Below are 20021 nucleotides of genomic sequence, written 5' to 3'. Positions count from 1 at the left end.
ATCAGACCGATGTAACCGAACATCGGCTTCCGCGAGAACACCGGAATGACCTCGGAAACGATGCCGAAGAACGGCAGCGCGATGATGTACACCTCTGGATGCCCGAAGAACCAGAACAGGTGCTGCCACAACAGAGCGCCACCATTGGCCGCGTCAAAGACATGCGCACCGAATTTACGGTCCGCCTCCAGCGCGAACAGCGCCGCCGCCAGCACCGGGAACGCCAGCAGAACCAGCACACCGGTCAGCAGCACGTTCCACGTGAAGATCGGCATCCGGAACATCGTCATGCCAGGCGCCCGCATGCAGATGATCGTCGTGATGAAGTTGACCGAACCGAGGATCGTGCCGAAGCCCGAGAAGGCCAGACCCATGATCCACATGTCGGCTCCGATGCCGGGCGACCGCACGGAGTCGGAGAGCGGTGCGTAGGCGAACCAGCCGAAGTCCGCGGCACCCTGCGGGGTGAGGAAGCCGGCCACCGCGATCAGCGAGCCGAAGAGGTAGAGCCAGTAGGCGAACATGTTCAGCCGCGGGAACGCCACGTCGGGCGCGCCGATCTGCAGCGGCATGATCCAGTTCGCGAAACCGGCGAACAGCGGCGTCGCGAACATCAGCAGCATGATCGTGCCGTGCATCGTGAACGCCTGATTGAACTGCTCGTTCGACACGATCTGATGGCCCGGCCGGGCCAGTTCGGCGCGCATCAGCAACGCCAGCAGACCGCCGACGCAGAAGAACGCGAACGACGTGACCAGGTAGAGCGTGCCGATGGTCTTGTGGTCGGTGGTCGTGAGCCACTGGACGGGAAGCCTCATGCCCGGTAGGTGTCCGCACCCGTCGCGCACTTCACGGCACGGCGCGACGAACGGCCCCTGGGCCGCGTGGCAAGTCTCACCACAAGGGGTGTGAAGATCGGAGCCATGCCGGACATCAACGGTTCATGAGCACGGACGAAGCCTTCGCCGATGCCTACCGAGCGCACTACTGGGCGGTCAGCCGCTTCGTGGCACGGCGGTTGGACGGGCAGGCACACGAGGTCGAGGAAGTGGTGGCGGAGGTCTTCTCCATAGCCTGGAGACGCCGCACAGAACTCCCCGACGCGCCGCTGCCCTGGCTGTACGGCGTGGCCCGCAACTGCCTTGCCAACACGGTGCGGGGCATGGGCCGTTACCGGCGGCTGCTGCACCGGCTCGGCAATCACGAGGCGGCGCACCGCCGGCAGACCGTCGACAGTCCTGACTCGGAACGGCCCGGCTCCTGGGTGCACGAGGCACTCGCCCGACTCTCGGCAGCCGACCAGGAGGCCCTGCGGCTGACCGCCTGGGAGGAACTCACCCTGGAGGAGCTGGCCGTGGCGCTGGACTGCAGCAGCGGCGCGGCGGCCATGCGCCTGCACCGCGCCAGGCGCCGCCTCCGCACGGAGATCGACCACATGCAGATGACCGTGAGCGTACGCACAGGGGGCGACCGCGATGACTGACGAACTCGATGTGCTGCGTGCGGCCGATCCGGTACGGGCCGACGAGGGCCCCTGGCGGGACCGCCCGCTGGACGCCCGTGCCGAGATCGCGCTGCACCGCCTGCTGACCGGCAAGCGCGCGCGGCAGGCCCGGCGGCGCCTGGTCCTGCGGGCCGAGGCCGCGGTGCTCGTCCTCGTCGCCGTGCTCGCCTACACCTTCTCCGGCGCCGGGGCCGCTCCCGCCGCCGCCGCTCCGTCGCCGATCGTCCCGCGCGGCGTCACCGGATCCGTGTCACTGGAGACACTCGCCCGTCGGGCGGCGGAGGTGGCGCGGGCGGCGGGCAAGGACGCCGGGCCGCACCGGGGCAGCCACCTGCAGACCTGGTACCTGAGCATGGAGACGGGGCCGGACGCCGCGCCCCCGGACACCGTCCCGCAGGAACGCATCACCCGCTGGCGGCCCGACGGCAGCGGCGCGGAGCTGGTGGCGGCCACCGACCCGCGGCACCCCGGCCGGACGGTCATCGACGACTCGGACGGCAGCTGGCGCACCGTCAATGACGCCAAGGTGCTGCGGCGCACGACGTATCCGGCCGGTTCCCGCGCGGGGGACAACGCGGGCACGCGGCCCCCGACCGGGCCCGCGGCCCTCCGCGAGCACCTCGCTGCGCACTACGGCGGCACCGGCCCGCGGACGCCGCAACTCCTCTCGGCGCTCTCCTCGTTCCTGCAGGAGTGGACCCCGGGGCCGCGCGAGACCGCGGGCGTCGTCCGCCTGCTGGCCGACACCGGCGGTCTGCGCCCGGCCGGCCCGGTCACCGACCGTCTGGGCCGCCACGGTCAGGCGTACGTCTACGACGGGCCGGACGGTGCCCTGGACGCCACCCGGCAGATGGTGATCCTCGACCCCGGGTCCGGGCGGCTGCTGGGCAGCGAGATCACCTTCACCAAGGACCTCCCCGACTTCAAGATCACGTCGGGGGAGGTGCTGTCGTACGAGGCGTGGATGAGCTGAGGCGCCGGTGCGCAGGGCGCGTCGCGCGCCCACGCACACTCCGGCCCAGACCCCGGCTCCAGCTCCGGCTCCGGCTCCGAGTGGCGGAGCACGCCCGTATGCCGGATCCTTGAGGGACGCGACGATCCATCGGCGCGGCGGTGCACAAGCACCGTCGCGCCGTTCGCACGCGTGGGGCCCGCACCGCGGCCCTGAGCCGTGCCGCAGGTCACAGGGCCGCCCGGTTGCGGCCGGTCACCGCGAGAAGGATCACAACCGCCGCCCCGCCCGACGGCCCTCGGAATCGGCGATTCCCTTGCGAGGGGCGGTGTGCGGCCCACTGCGGGGTCATCCGTGCACCGTCCGTGATGGTCCGGTCTGCACCTATGGTCGACCTTTGCCCCGCCACCGTGTGGCGGGCGCTGTCATGACGTCTTCCAAGAGAGCGCAGGCGAGCGAGCACGTGCCGACGCAGTCCCCCGTCGCACCCGGGCCCGGTACCCACGGTGGCGGCCGCAACAAGGCCGCACCCGACCTGGAGAAGCGGACGGCGGGCGAGGCCACCGTCGTCGATCCCGCGATGGTCAAGCGCGCGGTGTCGGCCGCCGCCCTCGGCAATGCGATGGAGTGGTTCGACTTCGGCGTCTACAGCTACATCGCGGTCACCCTCGGACACGTCTTCTTCCCGTCCGGGAACCCGACCGCGCAGTTGCTGTCGACGTTCGGAGCGTTCGCGGCGGCGTTCCTGGTGCGTCCCCTGGGCGGCATGGTCTTCGGTCCGCTCGGGGACCGGATCGGCCGGCAGAAGGTCCTCGCGATCACCATGATCATGATGGCGGCGGGCACCTTCGCCATCGGCCTGATCCCCTCGTACGCCTCCATCGGCGTGGGGGCGCCCATCCTGCTGCTCGTCGCTCGCCTCGTGCAGGGCTTCTCCACCGGCGGTGAGTACGGCGGCGCCGCCACCTTCATCGCCGAGTACGCACCGGACAAGAAGCGCGGATTCCTCGGCAGCTGGCTGGAGTTCGGCACCCTGGCCGGCTATGTCGGCGGCGCCGGACTGGTCACCCTGATGACGGCGCTGCTGTCCACCGGCGACCTCCACTCCTGGGGCTGGCGCATCCCGTTCCTTATCGCCGGCCCGATGGGCATCATCGGCCTCTACCTGCGGATGCGGCTGGAGGAGACCCCGGCCTTCGCCCGGCTGGAGAAGGAGGCGCGGACGAAGGAGAAGGCGCGCCGGGAGGCCGAGAAGCGCATCGGCATCCGCGAGATGGTCTTCGGCCAGTGGCGGGCGATGCTGCTGTGCGTCGGCCTCGTCCTGGTCTTCAACGTCACCGACTACATGCTGCTGTCGTACATGCCGAGCTATCTGACCTCGGAGCTGAAGTACGACGAGACGCACGGACTGCTGGTCGTCCTCGCCGTGATGGTGGTGATGATGTGCGTCCAGCCGTTCGCCGGGCGCCTCACCGACCGGTTCGGCCGCCGCCCCGTCATCGCGGCGGGCTGCGCCGGATTCCTGGTGCTGTCCGTGCCCGCGCTGCTGCTGATCCGTCAGGGATCGCTGGCCGCCATCGCGCTGGGCATGGCCGCGCTGGGCCTGCTGCTGGTCTGCTTCACCTCGGCGATGCCGTCCACGCTGCCCGCGCTGTTCCCGACGAGGGTGCGCTACGGCTCCCTGTCGATCGGCTTCAACATCTCCGTCTCGCTCTTCGGCGGCACCACACCGCTGGTGGTCACCGCCCTCATCGGCGCGACCGGCGACCGGATGATGCCCGCCTACTACATGATGGCGGCGGCCGTCATCGGCGGCATCGCCGTCCTGCTGATGCCCGAGAGCGCCCGCAAGCCGCTGCCCGGCTCGCCGCCCGCCGTCGAGACCGAGGCGGAGGCCCGCGAACTCGCCGGCGCCTCCGACCGCGCCGCGGCCTGACGGCTCCCCGGCACCACGCGCCCGGAAGCGCCCCCCTTGGTCCCCCTCCGCCCGCGGTCCGACCGCGGCGGCCGGAACCGGCGACACCGTCGCTCCCGTCTGTGACCCTGCCGATCACCTCGATCGGCAGGTCACGGACGGGGGACGGACATGGGCGTGGCGACGGCGCGCACGAGGGGGCGGCAACGGGCCCTGTGGGTGGTGCTGTTCCTGCTGGCGGCGCAACTGGTGTCACTGGCCAGGCCGGCGTACGCCTGTGGGTGCGGGGCGATGGTGCACGACCCGAAGACCGAGCTGGCGGTGGACCGCGAGACGTCCGTGGTGCAGTGGGACGGCAGGACCGAGCAGATCGTCATGAGCCTGACGGTGAACGGCACCGCTCCGGACGCCGCCTGGATCATGCCCGTGCCGCACCGCGCCGACGTGGAACTGGGTGACCCCGCCCTCTTCCGGCAACTGGCCGCGGAGACCTCTCCCGCCATCGAACAGCGCCACTACTTCTGGCCCCGCAGCCGCGACTGGCCGTTCGGCGGGGACATGGACGGCGCCGCCGCCCCGGCGCCCGGCGCGGAGGGCCCGGGTGTCGGTGTGGTCGGCCGGGAACGCCTGGGCCCCTTCGACGTCGCACGGCTGACCGCCTCCGACCCCGACGCGCTGCGCGACTGGCTGACCTCCCAGGGCTTCCGTCTCCCCACGGCCCTGGCGACCGAACTGCGCCCGTACGTGGCCCGGCGCTGGGAGTACGTCGCGGTGCGGCTGGCCCCCGCCGAGCGGACCCGCACCTTGTCGGGCACCCTCGAACCGCTCCGGCTGTCCTTCGCCAGCGAGCGCCTCGTCTACCCCATGCGGCTCTCCCGTCTCGCCACCACACCGCAGTCACTGGGCCTGTATGTGCTGGCGTCGCACCGGATGGAGCCGCGCAGCGCCATCGGAGGTTCGGCACCCGAGGTCTTCTTCGCCGGCCGGATCCGGCCCACGAAGGCGATACGCGGCCTGACCGGCCCTGGCAGCGCCTACCTCACCGCCCTCGACCAGCACTTCCCAAAGCCGCGGCGGATCAGCGGCGACCACGAGCTGCGGCGCGCGGCCGCGGACACACCGTTCCAGCGGGTGCAGTACGAGGACGTCCTGCTGAAGGTGGGCCCCCTGCCCGCGTGGGTCCTCGTGGTGGGCGCCGTGTCGGCGCTGCCACCGACGGTCGTACTGTTCGTGTTGCTGCGCCGCCGCCGGACCGCGCCGCCGCCACCGGGACAGCTTCCCCATCCACCGGTGTGACGCCGACTCCCCGCGGCCTGCTGAAGGACCTGGGCGGCATCCGTTATGCACCATGCGGCACGATGGTCCCCATGAGCATCGTGAAGATCAACGCACTGACCGTGCCGGCCGAGCAGCGTGAGGTCCTGGAGAAGCGCTTCGCCGCCCGGGCCGGAACGGTCGACAGCTCGGACGGCTTCGAGTGGTTCGAGCTGCTGCGCCCCGTCGAGGGCACCGACCAGTACCTCGTCTACACGCGCTGGCGCGACGAGGAGTCCTTCCAGGCGTGGATGGAGGGCCCGATGAAGGCCGCCCACCAGGGCGGCGGCGCCGAAGGCGGCGAGCGCCCCAAGCCCGCCGCGTCCGGCTCCACGCTGTGGTCCTTCGAGGTCGTGCAGCAGACGGGCCCCAAGCAGGGCTGACCCCCTGGGGGCGGGCGTGGTGGCCCGCCCGCCCCACCGGTCGGCGGGAGCCGGCAGCGGGCCGTGTTCGGAACGCTTCGCGCCCGCCGCCACAATGGCGGCATGAAGGACGCCGCCCCGCTGCCCCTCCCATGGGCCGTTTCCGTCGAGCCGTTCCACTCGCCCGACGCCAGGGCCCTGTTGCGGGAGTACTACACCGAGGTCGCCGACCGGTACTTCACGCTGCACCAGGGACGCCGCTCGACTCCGGAGGAGATCGAGCAGGGGCTTGCGGCGTATCCCGACGACCACCTGGCGCCGCCGAACGGTCTGTTGCTGGTCGCACGGTACGGTGGCGCCCCCGCCGGGTGCGCCGGGGTGCGGCTGCTGGACCCGCGGACCGCGGAGCTCAAGCAGATGTTCCTGCGGGCCGACCGGCGGGGCGCGGGCGGCGCCGTCGGACTGCTCACGGCCGCCGAACGGGCCGCCGTCGGCCTGGGGGCCGACCGGATCCGGCTGGATACCCGCCGGGACCTGGTGGAGGCCATCGCGCTCTACCGTCGGCACGGCTTCGTCGAGATCGCGCCGTACCACCACGACGACTACGCCGAGATCTTCTTCGAGAAGCGATTGCCGGTCCTCTAGGTTCCAGGGGATCTCGTCGAGCTCCCGCCTGGACCGGGCCACTCACTTCGCGAGGTCCGGGGGACGCGGCGAAGGCGGCGTGCGCGGCACCGCTCGGCGGGCGTCTTCGTGGTGCGGTTCCTCCGCGTCGGAACCGCACAGCTCCTTCGTCAACTCCTCGACGAGTTCGGTGAGATCGGTCGGCCGGTCCCGGGTCCACCAGTCCCCCAGCATCTCCGCGAGCGACTCCTGCCGCGCCGCCGACAACCGGCTCGCCGTCTCGCGACCGCGGTCGGTGAGCAGCAGCAACAGCCCCTCTCGTGCGGCCAGTCCGCGCACCTCGACCTGGCGGACCGCCTCGGAGAGCACCCCGTGCGGTACGGTGCTGCGCTCGGCGAGCAGCCCCGGCTCCACCGAGCCGTAGCGGTACATCCGCAGCACCAGCCAGCTCGCCGCCGGTCTGAGGTCCAGACCCGCCCGTGTGGTGATCTTCTCGTAGATGTGCTTGCGGCCCTCCAGACTGCCGAGTTTGGACAGCATGCGGGCGCATTCGTCGCGTGAGGAGCGCTCGACGGGGTTGGAGGAGACCACCTCGCTGGTGTCCGGCGCGGTGACGCTGCTGCGCAGCGGCTCTTCCTTGAGGAACCAGGCCAGCACGAACGCGACAAGGACGACCGGCACCGCGTAGAGGAAGACATCCGTGATCGAGACGGAGTAGGCGTTGAGCACACCGGCCGCCTGGCCTGCGGGCAGGCGCGCCACGGTCCGCGGGTCCTCCGCGAGACCCGACGGGTCGATGCCGGGCGGCAGTTGCTGCCCGGCGAGGGCTCCGGAGATCCGTGGCGCGAGCTTGTTGGCGAAGATCGTGCCGAAGATGGAGACGCCGAAGGAGGCGCCGATGGAGCGGAAGAACGTCGCCCCGGAGGTGGCCACACCCAGGTCCTGGTACGGGACGGCGTTCTGCACGATGAGCACCAGCACCTGCATGACCAGGCCGAGTCCGAACCCGAAGACGAAGAAGTAGATGCTCATGGCGGCCACGCTGCTGGCCGGGTCGAGCTGGTGCAGCAACAGCAGGCCGACGGCCACCACGGCGGTGCCGGCGATCGGGAAGACCTTGTAGCGCCCGGTGCGGCTGACGATCTGCCCGGAGCCGGTGGACGCGATCAGCATGCCGAGCACCATGGGCAGCATGTGCACCCCGGACAGTGTCGGCGAGACCCCCTGGACGACCTGGAGGAACGTCGGCAGATACGTCATCGATCCGAACATCGCGAAGCCGATGACGAAGCCGATGATCGAGGTGAGGGTGAAGGTGCGGAGCGTGAACAGGCGCAGCGGCAGAACCGGTTCGGCGGCGCGGCGTTCGACGGCGACGAACGCGACGAGCAGCACGACGCCGAGGACGCCGAGCCCGATGATCTGCCAGGAGCCCCACGGGTAGCTGACCCCACCGAGCGAGGTCATCAGCACCAGGGACGCGGCGACGCCGGCGATCAGGGCGGTACCGAGGTAATCGATCCGGTGCGGGGTGCGGCGGACCGGGATGTGCAGCACGGTGGCGATGACGGCGAGGGCGACGACGCCGATGGGGAGGTTGATGTAGAAGACCCAGCGCCAGCTGAGATGGTCGACGAACACCCCGCCCAGGAGCGGCCCCAGGACGCTCGTACCACCGAAGACGGCGCCGAAGAGGCCCTGGTACTTGCCGCGCTCGCGGGGCGGCACGATGTCACCGACGATGGCCATGGACAGCACGATCAGGCCGCCGCCGCCCAGGCCCTGGAGCGCCCGGAAGCCGATGAGTTGCGGCATGTTCTGCGCGACGCCGCAGAGCACCGAGCCCAACAGGAAGATCACGATGGCGGTCTGGAACAGCTTCTTGCGGCCGTACTGGTCACCGAGCTTGCCCCACAAGGGGGTCGCCGCCGTCGACGCCAGGAGGTAGGCGGTGACCACCCAGGAGAGATGGTCCAGGCCGCCCAGCTCGCTGACGATCGTGGGCAGTGCGGTGGCCACGATCGTCTGGTCCAGGGCCGCGATGAGCATCCCGAGCAACAGCGCGCCGATCGCGACGAGGACCGTCCTGGTGGACTGGCCCTCGCCAGGAACGGCAGGTGCGCCGGCCTCCTGCGCCATGTACGTCTCCCTCTGTTCCGGGCCGTCCTCTCCCGTCGCGACCGCCCTTCGGAGCTGCTGTCCATCCTGGTGGCAATCGCCCGATACGGCCCGCCGAGAGACGGTCCGGCGATCCCGGCTGCCCGGTCGTCACGCGGCGGACACCTGACGGATGTTGCGGAGTGCCTGTGCGGACCCCGGCCGCCTCTGGATAATCGCTGCCGGTTCGAGGACCGCCAGGGAGGGGACCGCTCGTGACGGCAGAGACCTGCCCGCACTGCTTCGCACCCGTACGGGGGGACGGCCTGCCGACCTGCCTGTGCGCGGCAGTCGGCGCCGAGGACTTCGATCCGCTGCACATACGGCCATACGTGTCGCTGCGCGAGGCGGACGGGGACCCGGGCCGCACTGACACGGCCCGCACGGACACGGGGGACGGGGCGTACGGGACAGCAGCGTCCGCCCCCACCCCACCCGCCGACGCTCCGCTCGCCCCCTTACCGCTCACCCCCTTACCGCTCGCCCCCGCACCGCCTGCCGACGCGTCGCCCGTCGACGCTCCGTCCGCCACCGCTCATGCCCCCGCCCTGCGGCGCCGCGTCGGGCCGACCTCCAGGACGTTCACCTCGGCCGTGGCGGAGCCGATGGCCGCCGTCGGCACCCCGCCGCCCGGTCCCCGCAGCCGCCGCACCCTCCCGGCCGTGCTGGCGGTCGCCGGAGCGGCCATGGCCGCCGCCGTCGTGCTCATCGCCACTGACGCGCTGTCCGGCGGGGATCGCCATGGGGCCGCGCTGCCCGATCAGGGCACGGTCGCCCCCACCGCCGCCTTCCCGACGAACGGCGACGCGCACCCCCCGACGGGCAGCCCCTCCCCCACCTCGTCACCTCCGCCGGCGCGGGAGATCAGCACACGCGCGGCTCCCGACGCCACGCTGGACCTGTACCGGACCTCCACGCCGTCTCCTCCCGTACCGACCCGGGCGTCCGGAAGCGTCACCGCGGCCCCCGGAAGCCACGGGCCGAGCGCCCCGCCCACCGGGCCGATCGTGCTGCGCGAGGGATCCAGCGGCCCCGAGGTCGAGGAGTTGCAGGACCGGTTGGGGCAACTGGCCCTGTACGTGGGCGAGGACGACGGACGGTACGACGCGGATGTCCGCGCCGCGGTCTCCCGGTACCAACGGGTCCACGGCCTCCAGGGCGACCCGGACGGCGTGTACGGCGCGGCCACCCGCGCGTCCCTGGAGTCGCGGACCCGCGAGCCGTAGCCGCCGGCACGGGCCAACGTATCCACCGGACCTGGGCAGGCTGCCGTGAACCTGCCACGAGCTGGAAGGACCTACCGCGACGGGCCGGTCAGGAGTCCCGACGGGACCCCCGCCCGGCAGGGCCTCCGCCGCCTCCCGCCCGCCTCTGACCAGGGCCGGTTGTCGGCACCCCCCACCGTTTTGTATCGTGTAGAAACAAAGTGGTTCCGCTCGTTTTCCCTGACCGGCGGGCGGGACCGCTTGTGTTCTTGGCACGCCGCTGTCCGATCAGCACCCGCCCGTAGCGCACAGGAGCCCGCCGATGACGGCCACCACCACGCTCACCGCCCGCGCACTGCTGCTGGACATGGACAGCACGATCGTGAACTCCGAGGCCGTCGTCGAGCGCTGCTGGCGGCGCTGGGCGGCCGAGCGGGAACTGCCGGTGGAGGACGTCCTCAAGGTCGTGCACGGCCGGCAGGGCTGGGCCACCATGGCGGCACTGCTCCCGGACCGCCCGATGGAGCTCAACATGGCGGACAACCGCCGGATGCTGGAGCAGGAGACCGCCGACACCGAGGGCGTCGTGCCGGTCCCGGGCGCACCCGCCTTCATGGACGCGATCGCCGGCCTCCCGCACGCCCTGGTGACCTCCGCCGACATCGCCCTCTCGGACGCCCGGATGGGCGCGGCCGGGCTCGCCATGCCGTCCGTACGGATCACCGCGGAGAGTGTGAGCGCCAGCAAGCCCGACCCGGAGGGCTTCCTCAAGGGTGCGGCCGAGCTGGGGTACGCCCCCGAGGAGTGCCTCGTCTTCGAGGACTCCGAGGCGGGCATCGAGGCCGGCCGGGCGGCGGGCATGCGTGTCATAGGCGTCGGCGACCGCGCCGCCGCGTTCGCCCCCACCGCGCACGTCCACGATCTGACCCGGATCCGCGTCGAGGCACTGCCCGACGGCACCATCGCCCTGCACCTGGCGTCCTGAGCCGGACCGGCACGGGCCGGGCACAGAACGCCCGGCGCGAGGATCCCGGCGCCCCTGGCACGCGACAACGGCCCGGACCGCCTTCCACGGCGGCCGGGCCGTTCGCATCCGACGTCCGGTACGGGGGGCGTGCGGCGCCCGGTCGGTCCCGCCGGGGGGGCGGGACCGGCCCCGCGCCCGGACCCGTCAGCCCGCGATGGCCTCGTACAGACTGAACCCCGCCAGCAGGATCATCACGCCCGCCGCGATCTTGGTGATGAGCTTGAGCGGGACGTACTTCATCAGCGTGCGGCCGCCAAGGATGCCGAGACCCGCCACGGCCCACAGGGCCAGCACCGCGCCGACACCGACCGAGACCGGGTCGTCGTAGCGGGCGGCGAGGTTGGCCGTCATGATCTGCGTCAGGTCACCGAACTCGGCCACCAGGATCATCATGAATCCCGCCCCGGAGACCTTCCAGAAGCTCTGGTCGGCGGGCTTCTTGACCTCTTCTTCCTCGTCGTCCTTCTTGAACAGCAGGACGGCCGCACCCGCCAGGAAGAGCACACCCACGACCGCCTGCACCAAGCGGTGCGGGAGCAGCGTGAGCACGCTGCCCGCGGCGATGGCGAGCGCGACATGGACCAGGAACGCGGCGGCCACCCCGACGAAGACGTAGGAGGCGCGGTAGCGGGTGCCGAGCATCAGCCCGGCGAGGGCGGTCTTGTCGGGCAGCTCGGCGAGAAAGACGACGCCGAAGACGACGGCTGCGACGGTGAAGCTGAACACGGGGCTGAATACCTCGATCGGTCGGGCCGCACCGAGAAACCCGGGAAAAGGGATCGCTTCGGCACGGCAGCGTCAAACACTGCGGCCGAAGGTCTCGCTGGCCCGCCGCCGCGATCCGCGGTGCTGACGGGCCTCCGGGCGCCGGCCCTCCACGAGGGAGGGCAGTATGTCGACGGTCCGGCGAAGAGCTACTCCCCTTCTGCTGGCGTCAAGGGTACGCGGTGCATCCGTCCGCACGCCACCAGCTCCAGCACCACCGCGCAGGCCGCCGCCTGCACCGCCAGCAGGGCGACCAGCACGAACAGCTGCACCGCACCGGCCTGTACGGGCGAGGCGCCGCCCAGCAGCATCCCGACGAACGCGCCGGGAAGCGTGACCAGCCCCACAGTGCGGGTCTGGTCGAGCCCCGGCAGCAGCGCGTCCGAGGCCGCGGGGCGGGCGACCTCCATCCGGGCGTCCCGCGCCGGCAGGCCGAGCGCGAGCCCCGCCTCCACCTCGCCGCGCCGGGTCTCCAGCTCGTCCAGTGCGCGCCGCCCCCCTAGCACGGTGGCGGTCAGCGCGCCGCCGATGAGGATGCCGGCGACGGGAATCAGGGCCAGACCGCGCGGCGGCACCAGGCCGGTCAGCAGCAGGAGCCCGACGACCGGAACCACTCCCGCGGCGATCGGCACCGCCGCCCACCACCAGGTGCGGTTCTTGGTGATGCGGCGGCCCGCGGTCCGCGTCGCCACGGTGAACATCAGCAGGAGGAAACACAGCAGCCACGACACCGCGCTGACGACCCAGCCGATGAGGTAGGAGACGGCGGTCAGCTGGACGGCGGCACGCAGCCCGGCGACAGCGACGGCGCGTGCGTGACCCAGACGCGCCAGCGCGACGACGGCCACGGCGACGACCAGCAGGACCGCGAGGACGACCCCGAGCGTGACATTCACCGGCAGCAGCACGCGCTCACTGTAGGGGCGCGCACGCGGGAGCATCCCAACCGAAATGCCCTGACACGCACATGGCGGGGCGTCAGACTCTTGTACTGACGTGAGCATGTCGCCACTCTGTTACCTGGTGCCCATCGCGTGGAAACCCCACCTCGCCACCATGGGCCCGCACCGCACGTCAACTTCCCCCCACTTCAAGGGAGTTCCGATGTCAAAGGTCTACGCGCGTCGCGTGTCCGTCGCCGCGGGCGCCGCCACCGCGCTGGTCTGCACGCTGATGCTCAGCGGGCAGTCCGCCCAGGCGGCACCGCCCAGCCCGCCGAGCGCGGCCACCGCCCGGACGTATCTCGCCGAGATCAAGGAGCAGGCCGAGGGCCCGCAGGACGGCTACAGCCGCGACAAGTTCCCGCACTGGATCGACCAGGGGAACAGCTGCAACACCCGCGAAGTGGTGCTCAAGCGCGACGGCACCGACGTACAGCAGGACGGCAGCTGCGCGGCGGTGAGCGGCAAGTGGGTCTCCGCCTACGACGACGCGACCTGGACCCAGGCGTCCGACCTGGACATCGACCACGTCATACCGCTGTCCGAGGCGTGGAAGTCGGGCGCCGCGCAGTGGACCACCGAGCGCCGCCAGGAGCTCGCCAACGACCTGACGCACTCCCAGCTGATCGCCGTCACCGACAACGTCAACCAGGGGAAGGGTGACCAGGACCCGGCCGAGTGGCTGCCGCCGAAGACCTCGTACCACTGCGAGTACGCCCGGATGTGGGTGTGGGTGAAGCACGTCTACGGCATGACCGCGGACGCCCCGGAGAAGGCCACCCTGAAGAAGATCCTCGACGCCTGCTGAGCGGGCACCGCGCACCGTCTCCCCACGGGTGACGCGGGCCGCGCGTCCGTCGGCCGGACCCCGGCCGGCGGGCGCGGGGCCGCCCGCGCCCCCACCGCGCGCCGTCTCCTCCTATCCTCTGACCACGCCGTGGCTGACCACGGCGGCTCTGATCGCGAGGTGCGGGCGCCGCGCCCGCACGAGGGAGGGCACCGATGGCCGGACTGCGCTTGGGGCCGCTGCTGCGGTACGTCGACGCCGAGAGCGCGACGGTGTGGGTGGAGACGGACCGGCCGTGCGAGGTCCGCGTCCGCTGCGACAGCGGGGCGGGCGGCCTGGACCGCACCTGGCAGGTGGCCGGGCACCACTACGCGCTCGTCCCGGTGACCGGCCTGACACCCGGCAGTGAGACGCCCTACGAGGTCCTGCTGGACGACCAGCGGGTCTGGCCGCTGCCCGGCAGCCACTTCCCCGTCAGCACGATCCGCGCCCTCCCCGCCCGGACGGACGGCCAGGCGGCACCCGGGAGCACGGACGGCGCGGCAGCCACCCCCTCCGGCTCCCCGGCGGGCACCCCTGCCGACTCCCCCGCCGACTCCCTCTCCGACGGCGGACTGCGCATCGCCTTCGGCTCCTGCCGCTGGTCGGCGACGCCCTCCCGGGCCGCGCACGACCCGGTCGGCCCGGACGCGCTGGACACCCTCGCCGCCACGCTGGGCGCCGACCCCGAGGGCGAACGACCCGATGTGCTGCTGCTGTTGGGCGACCAGGTCTACGCCGACCAGACGTCGGCGGCGACCGCCCGCCTGCTGGCCCGGCACCGGGACGTCACCGAGCCGCCGTGGAAGCAGGTCGCCGACTACGAGGAGTACACCCACCTCTATTACGAGTCCTGGCTCGACCCCGAGGTCCGCTGGCTGCTGTCCACGGTCCCCAGCTGCATGATCTTCGACGACCACGACGTGATCGACGACTGGAACACCTCCGCGGCCTGGCGCACCGAGATCCGGGCGACCTCGTGGTGGCGCGAACGGATACAGGGCGGCCTGATGTCGTACTGGGTCCACCAGCACCTGGGCAATCTCTCGCCCGCCGAGCTGGCGGCCGACGCGCTGTACGGCCGGGTCCGGGCGGTGCCCGACGGGACGGACGCGGTACGGGAGTTCGCCGTCGCCGCGGACGCCGATCCGACCACCGCGCGCTGGAGCTACCGCCGCGACCTCGGCCGGGTACGCCTCGTCATGGTCGACACCCGCGCCAATCGCGTCCTGGAGGAGGGCAGCCGCGCGATGCTCGGCAAGGGCGAGGCCGACTGGCTGCGCCAGCAGGTGATGGACGGGCGCGGCTCCTACGACCACCTGCTGATCGGCAGCTCGCTGCCGTGGCTGCTGCCCCATCTCATCCACGCCGCGGAGGGCTGGAACGCCGCCCTGTGCGCCGGGGAACGCGGCCCTCGCTGGGCCCGCCACAGCGAGTCCCTGCGGCAGCGGGCCGACCTGGAGCACTGGTCGGCGTTCCCGGAGTCGTTCGCCGCCCTCGGTGACCTGATCGCCGAGGCCGGGTCCGGGGACGGCGCCCCCGCCACGGTCTGCGTGCTGTCCGGCGACGTCCATCACGCCTACGTCGCGGAGCCGCGCTGGCGCACCCGAACCACCGGCCGCCGTCCGGGCCTCCCGGGCAAGGGAGCCCCGGACGGCCCCGAGGGGGTCCGTACGCCGCACGGCGGCCGGCCCACCAGCCGGGTGCTGCAACTGACCTGCTCCCCCGTCCACAACAGCATCCCCGCCTCGATACAGGCCGGTTTCCGCTTCGGCTGGAGCCGGGCCGGCCGATGGCTGGGCAAGGTGCTCGCCCGGCACGGGCGGCTCGGCCCGCCACCGGTCAAGTGGCGGCGTACCGGCGGCCCGTGGTTCGGCAATCAGCTGATGACGCTGACGGTGCACGGCCGCGCGGCGCGGCTGCGGCTGGACCAGACCCGCCGGGAGAAGGACGGCGGCGTCCGTCTCGTAACGGTATGGAGCGATTCGCTGGCCGGTGCGCGCGCCGCCGAGGAAAGCGATGGCCTGGCGGGTTCGCCCCCCACCGACGGCTGACCGGTCGGCGCCTGAACCTTTCGGGCCAACGGGATCTACCGGTGCAGAGTCTCCATCTGGCCAACGTTTGAAGTTGCAAGTAATGATTAGGCGTCCCTAACCTATGCTCCAATCGGTTGCCGTCCTCCCCAGAAACCGTAGGAGTCCCCCACATGTCCGCTCCCCTGAGTTCCTTCACGCAGAGAGCCACACCGCACGCGCTCGCGCTCTTCCGCATCGTCTTCGGACTGCTCTTCGCCTGCCATGGCGCCGCCTCGCTCTTCGGCGTCCTCGGTGGCGCGATGGGCAACGGCTCCACCGTCCCGGCCGCCTCCTGGCCCGGCTGGTACGCCGCGGTCATCCAACTCGTCGGCGGCGCCCTGGTGATGCTCGGCCTGGGCACCCGCGGCGCGGCCTTCATCAGCTCCGGCTCGATGGCGTACGCATACTTCGTCGGCCACCAGGGTTCGGCGCTGTGGCCGATACAGAACGGCGGAGAGCCCTCCGCGATGTTCTGCTGGGCGTTCCTGCTGATCATGTTCATCGGCCCCGGCGCCTGGTCCCTCGACCGGCTCTTCTTCGGCGCCCGGCAGCCCGAGGAGCAGGTGGCGGCCCCGCACCGCGAGCCCACCGCCGCCTGAAGCACTCAAGGCCGGAGCCCGCTCGCTCCGGCCGCGCACGGCCCGTACGGCGTCCCTGCCGTACGGGCCGTGCGGTGTTTTGGGGCGGGGCGGGCCGACGGCGGGGGGGACGAACGGCGGGGCGAGGGACGCTACGGCTTGGCGGCTGCCCGGACGGTGCCCGGCGCCCGGCGTCAGCGCGCGCCGCCCGCCCGATACCACCCCGGCCGCTCGAACATCACGGTGAAGCAGGCCAGCCGCTCGCCCGCGTCCCCCGCCTCCCCAATCCCCGTCGCGGTGCGGCGCTCGTGGATCACGACCGACCGCGCCTCCCCGGGCCGGAACCGCCAGGTGTGCCGGGAGAGCGCGGCGCCGTTCCCCTTGCCGTTGGTGGTGAGGTCCAGCCAAACTTCGTTGCGCGCGTTGGCATAGAGGGGGTCGGTGGACGGCTGCCGGGGGTCCGCGCGGTCCTGGTAATTCGGCCCGGAGTCCTCCGGCACGGCCCCGCACGGCTTGCTGTGCACGTGCGCGCCGTAGGAGTGGCCCGGTCGCAGCCCGTCCACCCGCAGCGAGACCAGCGTGGACCGGCGCGCGGCGAACTCACGGACCGAGATCCCCGCGCCGGCCGGGACCATCTGCTGGTTGTAGGTCAGGGCGTCGGACGGAATGAGGGCCTTGGGCGGCGCGAAGCGTCCGTGCGTATGCAGCCAGACCGGTCGTACGCCACTCTCCGCCGCCGCCGCGGGAGAGGCCGCCGTCATCACCGTCGCCGAAGCCACGGCCCATGCCGTGGCAGCCGCCGCCCCCATGACCCGCAATCCTCGCGCTGCCACCATGGTCCGTCCCTCCGCTCCGATCCGCGCCGTGCCCAGCACATGGCGCATCCGCACACGGCGCGCGGAGCGCGGTCCACAGAACTGAACCCGCCGCACGCGCCTTTGACTCGTACAGCTCACACCGTTCTCGACAGTCCGCCCAGGCGCGCCGCGCAGCCGGGTGACCGCGCGGGGAAACGGGTGAAAATCGGCCTCGCCACCGACGCCGGCGGGCGCGCGCGCCGGCGTTTACGACAACTTGCGACGGCCGGATGCGTGTGACCCCGCACCCTCCCGGGCCGTGACACGTACTACACATACCGCCCCACGCCGCCCACCGGTCACCGCCAGGCGTACGCTGTATGGCTGTAGAGCCGCCCCTGCCGCCCCGCGCGACGTCGCGGCGGGGTTCGGACCGGGAGTCAAGACGTTGTGGGAAAACCTGGGGTCCCTCAGTGGCACCCCGTGGGTGTATGTGATCGTCAGCCTCTCGGTCGTTCTCGACGTCTTCGTCCCGATCCTGCCGAGCGGTGTCCTGGTGATCGCCGCGGCCACCACCGCTGCCGGCGCCGGGTCCGCCGCTGACGCGGTCGGGGCCGTCGATGTCACCGCGTCCGTACACAGCGGCGCCCACCTGGCGGAGATGTTCACGCTGGTGCTGTGCGCCGCCACCGCCTCGGTGCTCGGCGACATGGTCGCCTACCGGCTGGCGTGGCGCGGCGGCGACCGCTTCGACCGGGCCATCGGCCGCTCGCGCCGCCTGGCCGCGGCGCAGAAACGACTCGGCGCGGCACTGACCCGAGGTGGCGGCGGCATCGTCGTCCTGGCCCGCTTCGCCCCCGCGGGACGGTCGGTGGTCAGCCTCGGCGCCGGCGTCGCGCACCGCACGGTGCGCGAATTCCTCCCCTGGTCGGCACTGGCCGGCTTCGCCTGGGCCGCGTACAGCGTGAGCCTGGGCTACTTCGGCGGCCAGTGGCTCGGCACCTCCTGGATCAGCACCGCCCTGTCCGTCTTCGCCCTCTTCGCCGCCGGATCGGCCGCGGTCTTCCTGATGCGCCGCCCGGAGCGCCGCGCCGCCCACTGACGGGGGCCGGGCCCGGGGCGGGGTCCGGGCCTGGGTCCTGGGCCGCGCCCGGCGGGGCTGACGGTGGCACAGCCGGGAAATCCCGTGGCCGGTCGCCGGTCCCCGGTGCGAAGCTGAACGGCATGAGCGGCGCGAGCGGTATGAGCGGTACGGGCGGAGCGGACGACTCGCGCGACGGAAGTGGCACTCACTGCGCGGACGACGCCGAGGGCTCGGACGGCCCGGTCATCCCGCAGCGGTCGACGGATCCGTCCCCCGGCGCCCTCACATGGCGTCCGCGTCCCGAGACCTCCGAGGACGTACCGGCCGTCCGCCGGATCCACCTCGCGGCCTTCGAGGGTGCGGAGGAGGCCGATCTCGTGGACGCGTTGCGCCACGATCGCGCGGCCTGGCTCCCCGGCCTGTCGTTCGTCGCCGCCGCCCCGGACGGCACCCCCGTCGCCCACGCGCTGCTGACCCGCTGCCATGTCGACGACGCCCCCGCCGTAGCCCTGGCGCCGTGCGGGGTGCTTCCGCCGTACCAGCGGTCGGGGGCCGGCGGCGCGGTGATCCGGGCGCTGCTGGAGGCGGCGCGCGCGGCCGGCGAACGGACCGCGATCGTCCTCGGCCACCCGCCCTACTACCCGCGCTTCGGCTTCGTCCCGGCCGCCACCCGGTTCGGGATCCTGCCTCCGCAACCCTGGCCGGACGAGGCGTTCCTGGCGCTCTCCCTGGACGGCTCGACACCGCCACGCGGCACGGTGCGCTACGCGACGGCCTTCGGTATCAGCTGACGTCGCGAGGGGCGTGTCGTGCGGTACGTGCGGTAGGGGTGGGGGGGCCTTGTCGCCGGGGCGAGGCTGGGGGCGGGTCGGGGCGGCTTGGCATGGTGTCCGGCGGGGCGAGTACTCGGCCGGCGGGCAGCAGGCAGCGAGCGCTCGGCCAACGGGCAGCGGGAGTCGGAGAGGCGTTACACGATCGGTGGTCCCTGGCCCCCGTCCGTCCGCGCGATGTCCGGCACGACCGCGACCGGGCAGAGGGCGTGCAGCAGGACCGCGTGCGCCACCGAGCCGAGGCGCCGGCCGACCGGGCGCCGACGGGCGTGCCGTGCCACCACAACAAGATCGCTGGCGTGGGACGCCTCGACCAACTGTCCGGCGGCGTCCGCGTTGCGCAGCTGTACCTCGACATCGACCGCGGGATGACGCGCCCGGTGCGGCGCCAGGGCGTCCACCAGCTGGATGCCCAGCGCGTCCTCGTGCTCCTGCTGCGTGGTCTCGTGGGCCGCGACGTATTCGAAGGAATCCGGCAGCAGCATCGGCCAGGTGTAGCCGGAGACGACCTTCAGCCGCGCGCCCCGGCGGCTTGCCTCGGCGAACGCGAAACCGATCGCGCCGGGCTCCTCGGCGGACACCTCCACCCCGAGCGTCACCTGCCGCCCATCCCGGTCCGCTCCCACCCTGCCGCCGCCGCGGTCAGGGCGTGGCACGACCACGACCGGACAGGCTGCCCGGGCCGCGCATGCGAGTCCGTTGGAGCCGAGCAGCAGGCCGGCGAAGCCACCGCGGCCGCGCGAGCCCAGCACGAGCAGCTGTCCCTCGTCGCCGAGCGCGGGCAGCAGCGCCTCGGTCAGCCCGCTGAGCCCACGGAATTCGACCTCCGCCAGGCTCTGCGCCGCCGGATCCGCCCGCAGGGCGTCCAGCACCGGATCCCCGGTGCCCTCCTCGGCCGCCGCGGCGCGCGAGGAGGTGGCGTACGGCCGGATGTGCACCACCTGAAGGGGCGCCGACCGCAGCCGGGCCGCCTCCACCGCCCAGTGCAGCGCACGCTCGCTGTCCACGGTGCCGTCCACCCCGACGATGATCGGACGGGTGTCCATGGACGCCTCCTGCGACGTG

19 protein-coding genes are annotated in these 20021 nt (G+C 72.5%); 13 read left to right on the top strand and 6 right to left on the bottom strand.

Translation table 11 applies throughout. The features are described 5' to 3' along the window. The coding region (locus tag ACH4FH_RS23565) for a cbb3-type cytochrome c oxidase subunit I (protein WP_398557841.1) at positions 1–818 on the bottom strand (818 nt) is incomplete at its 3' end. Between the two features lie 125 nt (positions 819–943). On the opposite strand from ACH4FH_RS23565, the gene ACH4FH_RS23560 reads away from it, so the two are divergent. From ACH4FH_RS23560 to ACH4FH_RS23535, 6 genes are all read left to right on the top strand, one after another. Then, on the top strand, positions 944–1483 hold the full coding sequence (locus ACH4FH_RS23560; protein WP_398557840.1) for an RNA polymerase sigma factor: 540 nt from the start codon (positions 944–946) through the stop codon (positions 1481–1483). Continuing rightward, positions 1476–2477 carry a CU044_5270 family protein gene (locus ACH4FH_RS23555; RefSeq protein WP_398557839.1) on the top strand — a complete coding sequence of 334 codons (1002 nt, stop codon included), beginning with the start codon at positions 1476–1478 and terminating at the stop codon, positions 2475–2477. Before ACH4FH_RS23560 ends, ACH4FH_RS23555 begins: the two co-directional genes overlap by 8 nt. A gap of 559 nt (positions 2478–3036) precedes the next feature. Further along, entirely contained in the window at positions 3037–4392 is a 1356-nt protein-coding gene (gene proP / locus ACH4FH_RS23550; protein WP_398557858.1) for a glycine betaine/L-proline transporter ProP, read from the top strand. Between the two features lie 150 nt (positions 4393–4542). Next, the gene (locus ACH4FH_RS23545) at positions 4543–5667 is read left to right on the top strand and encodes a DUF2330 domain-containing protein (protein ID WP_398557838.1); all 1125 of its coding nucleotides are present in this window, start codon (positions 4543–4545) and stop codon (positions 5665–5667) included. A gap of 71 nt (positions 5668–5738) precedes the next feature. Beyond that, on the top strand, positions 5739–6068 hold the full coding sequence (locus tag ACH4FH_RS23540) for an antibiotic biosynthesis monooxygenase family protein (protein WP_398557837.1): 330 nt from the start codon (positions 5739–5741) through the stop codon (positions 6066–6068). A gap of 102 nt (positions 6069–6170) precedes the next feature. Continuing rightward, complete coding sequence (locus ACH4FH_RS23535; protein ID WP_398557836.1) at positions 6171–6692, top strand: GNAT family N-acetyltransferase; 522 nt, start codon at positions 6171–6173, stop codon at positions 6690–6692. A gap of 42 nt (positions 6693–6734) precedes the next feature. On the opposite strand, the gene ACH4FH_RS23530 is transcribed toward ACH4FH_RS23535, so the two are convergent. Continuing rightward, positions 6735–8810, bottom strand: a complete 2076-nt coding sequence (locus ACH4FH_RS23530) for a DHA2 family efflux MFS transporter permease subunit (protein WP_398557835.1) — start codon at positions 8808–8810, stop codon at positions 6735–6737. Between the two features lie 233 nt (positions 8811–9043). Between ACH4FH_RS23530 and ACH4FH_RS23525 the strand changes: the two genes are divergently transcribed. Both ACH4FH_RS23525 and ACH4FH_RS23520 read left to right on the top strand, forming a co-directional pair. Next, positions 9044–10054: a peptidoglycan-binding protein gene (locus tag ACH4FH_RS23525; protein WP_398557834.1), complete on the top strand. Its 1011-nt coding sequence runs from the start codon at positions 9044–9046 to the stop codon at positions 10052–10054. 301 nt (positions 10055–10355) lie between these two features. Then, the gene (locus tag ACH4FH_RS23520; RefSeq protein WP_398557833.1) at positions 10356–11018 is read left to right on the top strand and encodes an HAD-IA family hydrolase; all 663 of its coding nucleotides are present in this window, start codon (positions 10356–10358) and stop codon (positions 11016–11018) included. Positions 11019–11204: 186 nt separating this feature from the next. Here ACH4FH_RS23520 and ACH4FH_RS23515 read toward each other — a convergent pair whose 3' ends face one another. Both ACH4FH_RS23515 and ACH4FH_RS23510 read right to left on the bottom strand, forming a co-directional pair. Further along, positions 11205–11786 carry a TMEM165/GDT1 family protein gene (locus ACH4FH_RS23515; RefSeq protein WP_398557832.1) on the bottom strand — a complete coding sequence of 194 codons (582 nt, stop codon included), beginning with the start codon at positions 11784–11786 and terminating at the stop codon, positions 11205–11207. A 188-nt stretch (positions 11787–11974) separates the two neighbouring features. After that, on the bottom strand, positions 11975–12733 hold the full coding sequence (locus ACH4FH_RS23510; protein ID WP_398557831.1) for an ABC transporter permease: 759 nt from the start codon (positions 12731–12733) through the stop codon (positions 11975–11977). Between the two features lie 196 nt (positions 12734–12929). Between ACH4FH_RS23510 and ACH4FH_RS23505 the strand changes: the two genes are divergently transcribed. From ACH4FH_RS23505 to ACH4FH_RS23495, 3 genes are all read left to right on the top strand, one after another. Beyond that, positions 12930–13574, top strand: coding sequence for an HNH endonuclease family protein (locus ACH4FH_RS23505; RefSeq protein ID WP_398557830.1), 645 nt, complete (start codon positions 12930–12932; stop codon positions 13572–13574). A 194-nt stretch (positions 13575–13768) separates the two neighbouring features. After that, positions 13769–15646, top strand: coding sequence for an alkaline phosphatase D family protein (locus ACH4FH_RS23500; RefSeq protein WP_398557829.1), 1878 nt, complete (start codon positions 13769–13771; stop codon positions 15644–15646). Between the two features lie 152 nt (positions 15647–15798). Then, positions 15799–16266, top strand: a complete 468-nt coding sequence (locus tag ACH4FH_RS23495; RefSeq protein ID WP_398557828.1) for a DoxX family protein — start codon at positions 15799–15801, stop codon at positions 16264–16266. Between the two features lie 173 nt (positions 16267–16439). Here the strand turns inward: ACH4FH_RS23495 and ACH4FH_RS23490 are convergent, their stop codons facing one another. Next, complete coding sequence (locus ACH4FH_RS23490) at positions 16440–17081, bottom strand: superoxide dismutase family protein (RefSeq protein ID WP_398557827.1); 642 nt, start codon at positions 17079–17081, stop codon at positions 16440–16442. Positions 17082–17529: 448 nt separating this feature from the next. On the opposite strand from ACH4FH_RS23490, the gene ACH4FH_RS23485 reads away from it, so the two are divergent. Both ACH4FH_RS23485 and ACH4FH_RS23480 read left to right on the top strand, forming a co-directional pair. Next, a complete protein-coding gene (locus tag ACH4FH_RS23485) occupies positions 17530–18144 on the top strand; it encodes a DedA family protein (protein WP_398557857.1) in 615 nt (204 codons plus the stop codon). 122 nt (positions 18145–18266) lie between these two features. After that, on the top strand, positions 18267–18917 hold the full coding sequence (locus tag ACH4FH_RS23480) for a GNAT family N-acetyltransferase (RefSeq protein WP_398557826.1): 651 nt from the start codon (positions 18267–18269) through the stop codon (positions 18915–18917). Positions 18918–19093: 176 nt separating this feature from the next. Here ACH4FH_RS23480 and ACH4FH_RS23475 read toward each other — a convergent pair whose 3' ends face one another. Next, a complete protein-coding gene (locus tag ACH4FH_RS23475) occupies positions 19094–20002 on the bottom strand; it encodes a universal stress protein (RefSeq protein WP_398557825.1) in 909 nt (302 codons plus the stop codon). Positions 20003–20021: the final 19 nt, after the last annotated feature.

The organism is Streptomyces sp. NPDC017993, from assembly GCF_044328065.1.
Taxonomy (GTDB): domain Bacteria; phylum Actinomycetota; class Actinomycetes; order Streptomycetales; family Streptomycetaceae; genus Streptomyces.
This window is presented reverse-complemented; position numbering and strand designations above follow the sequence as displayed.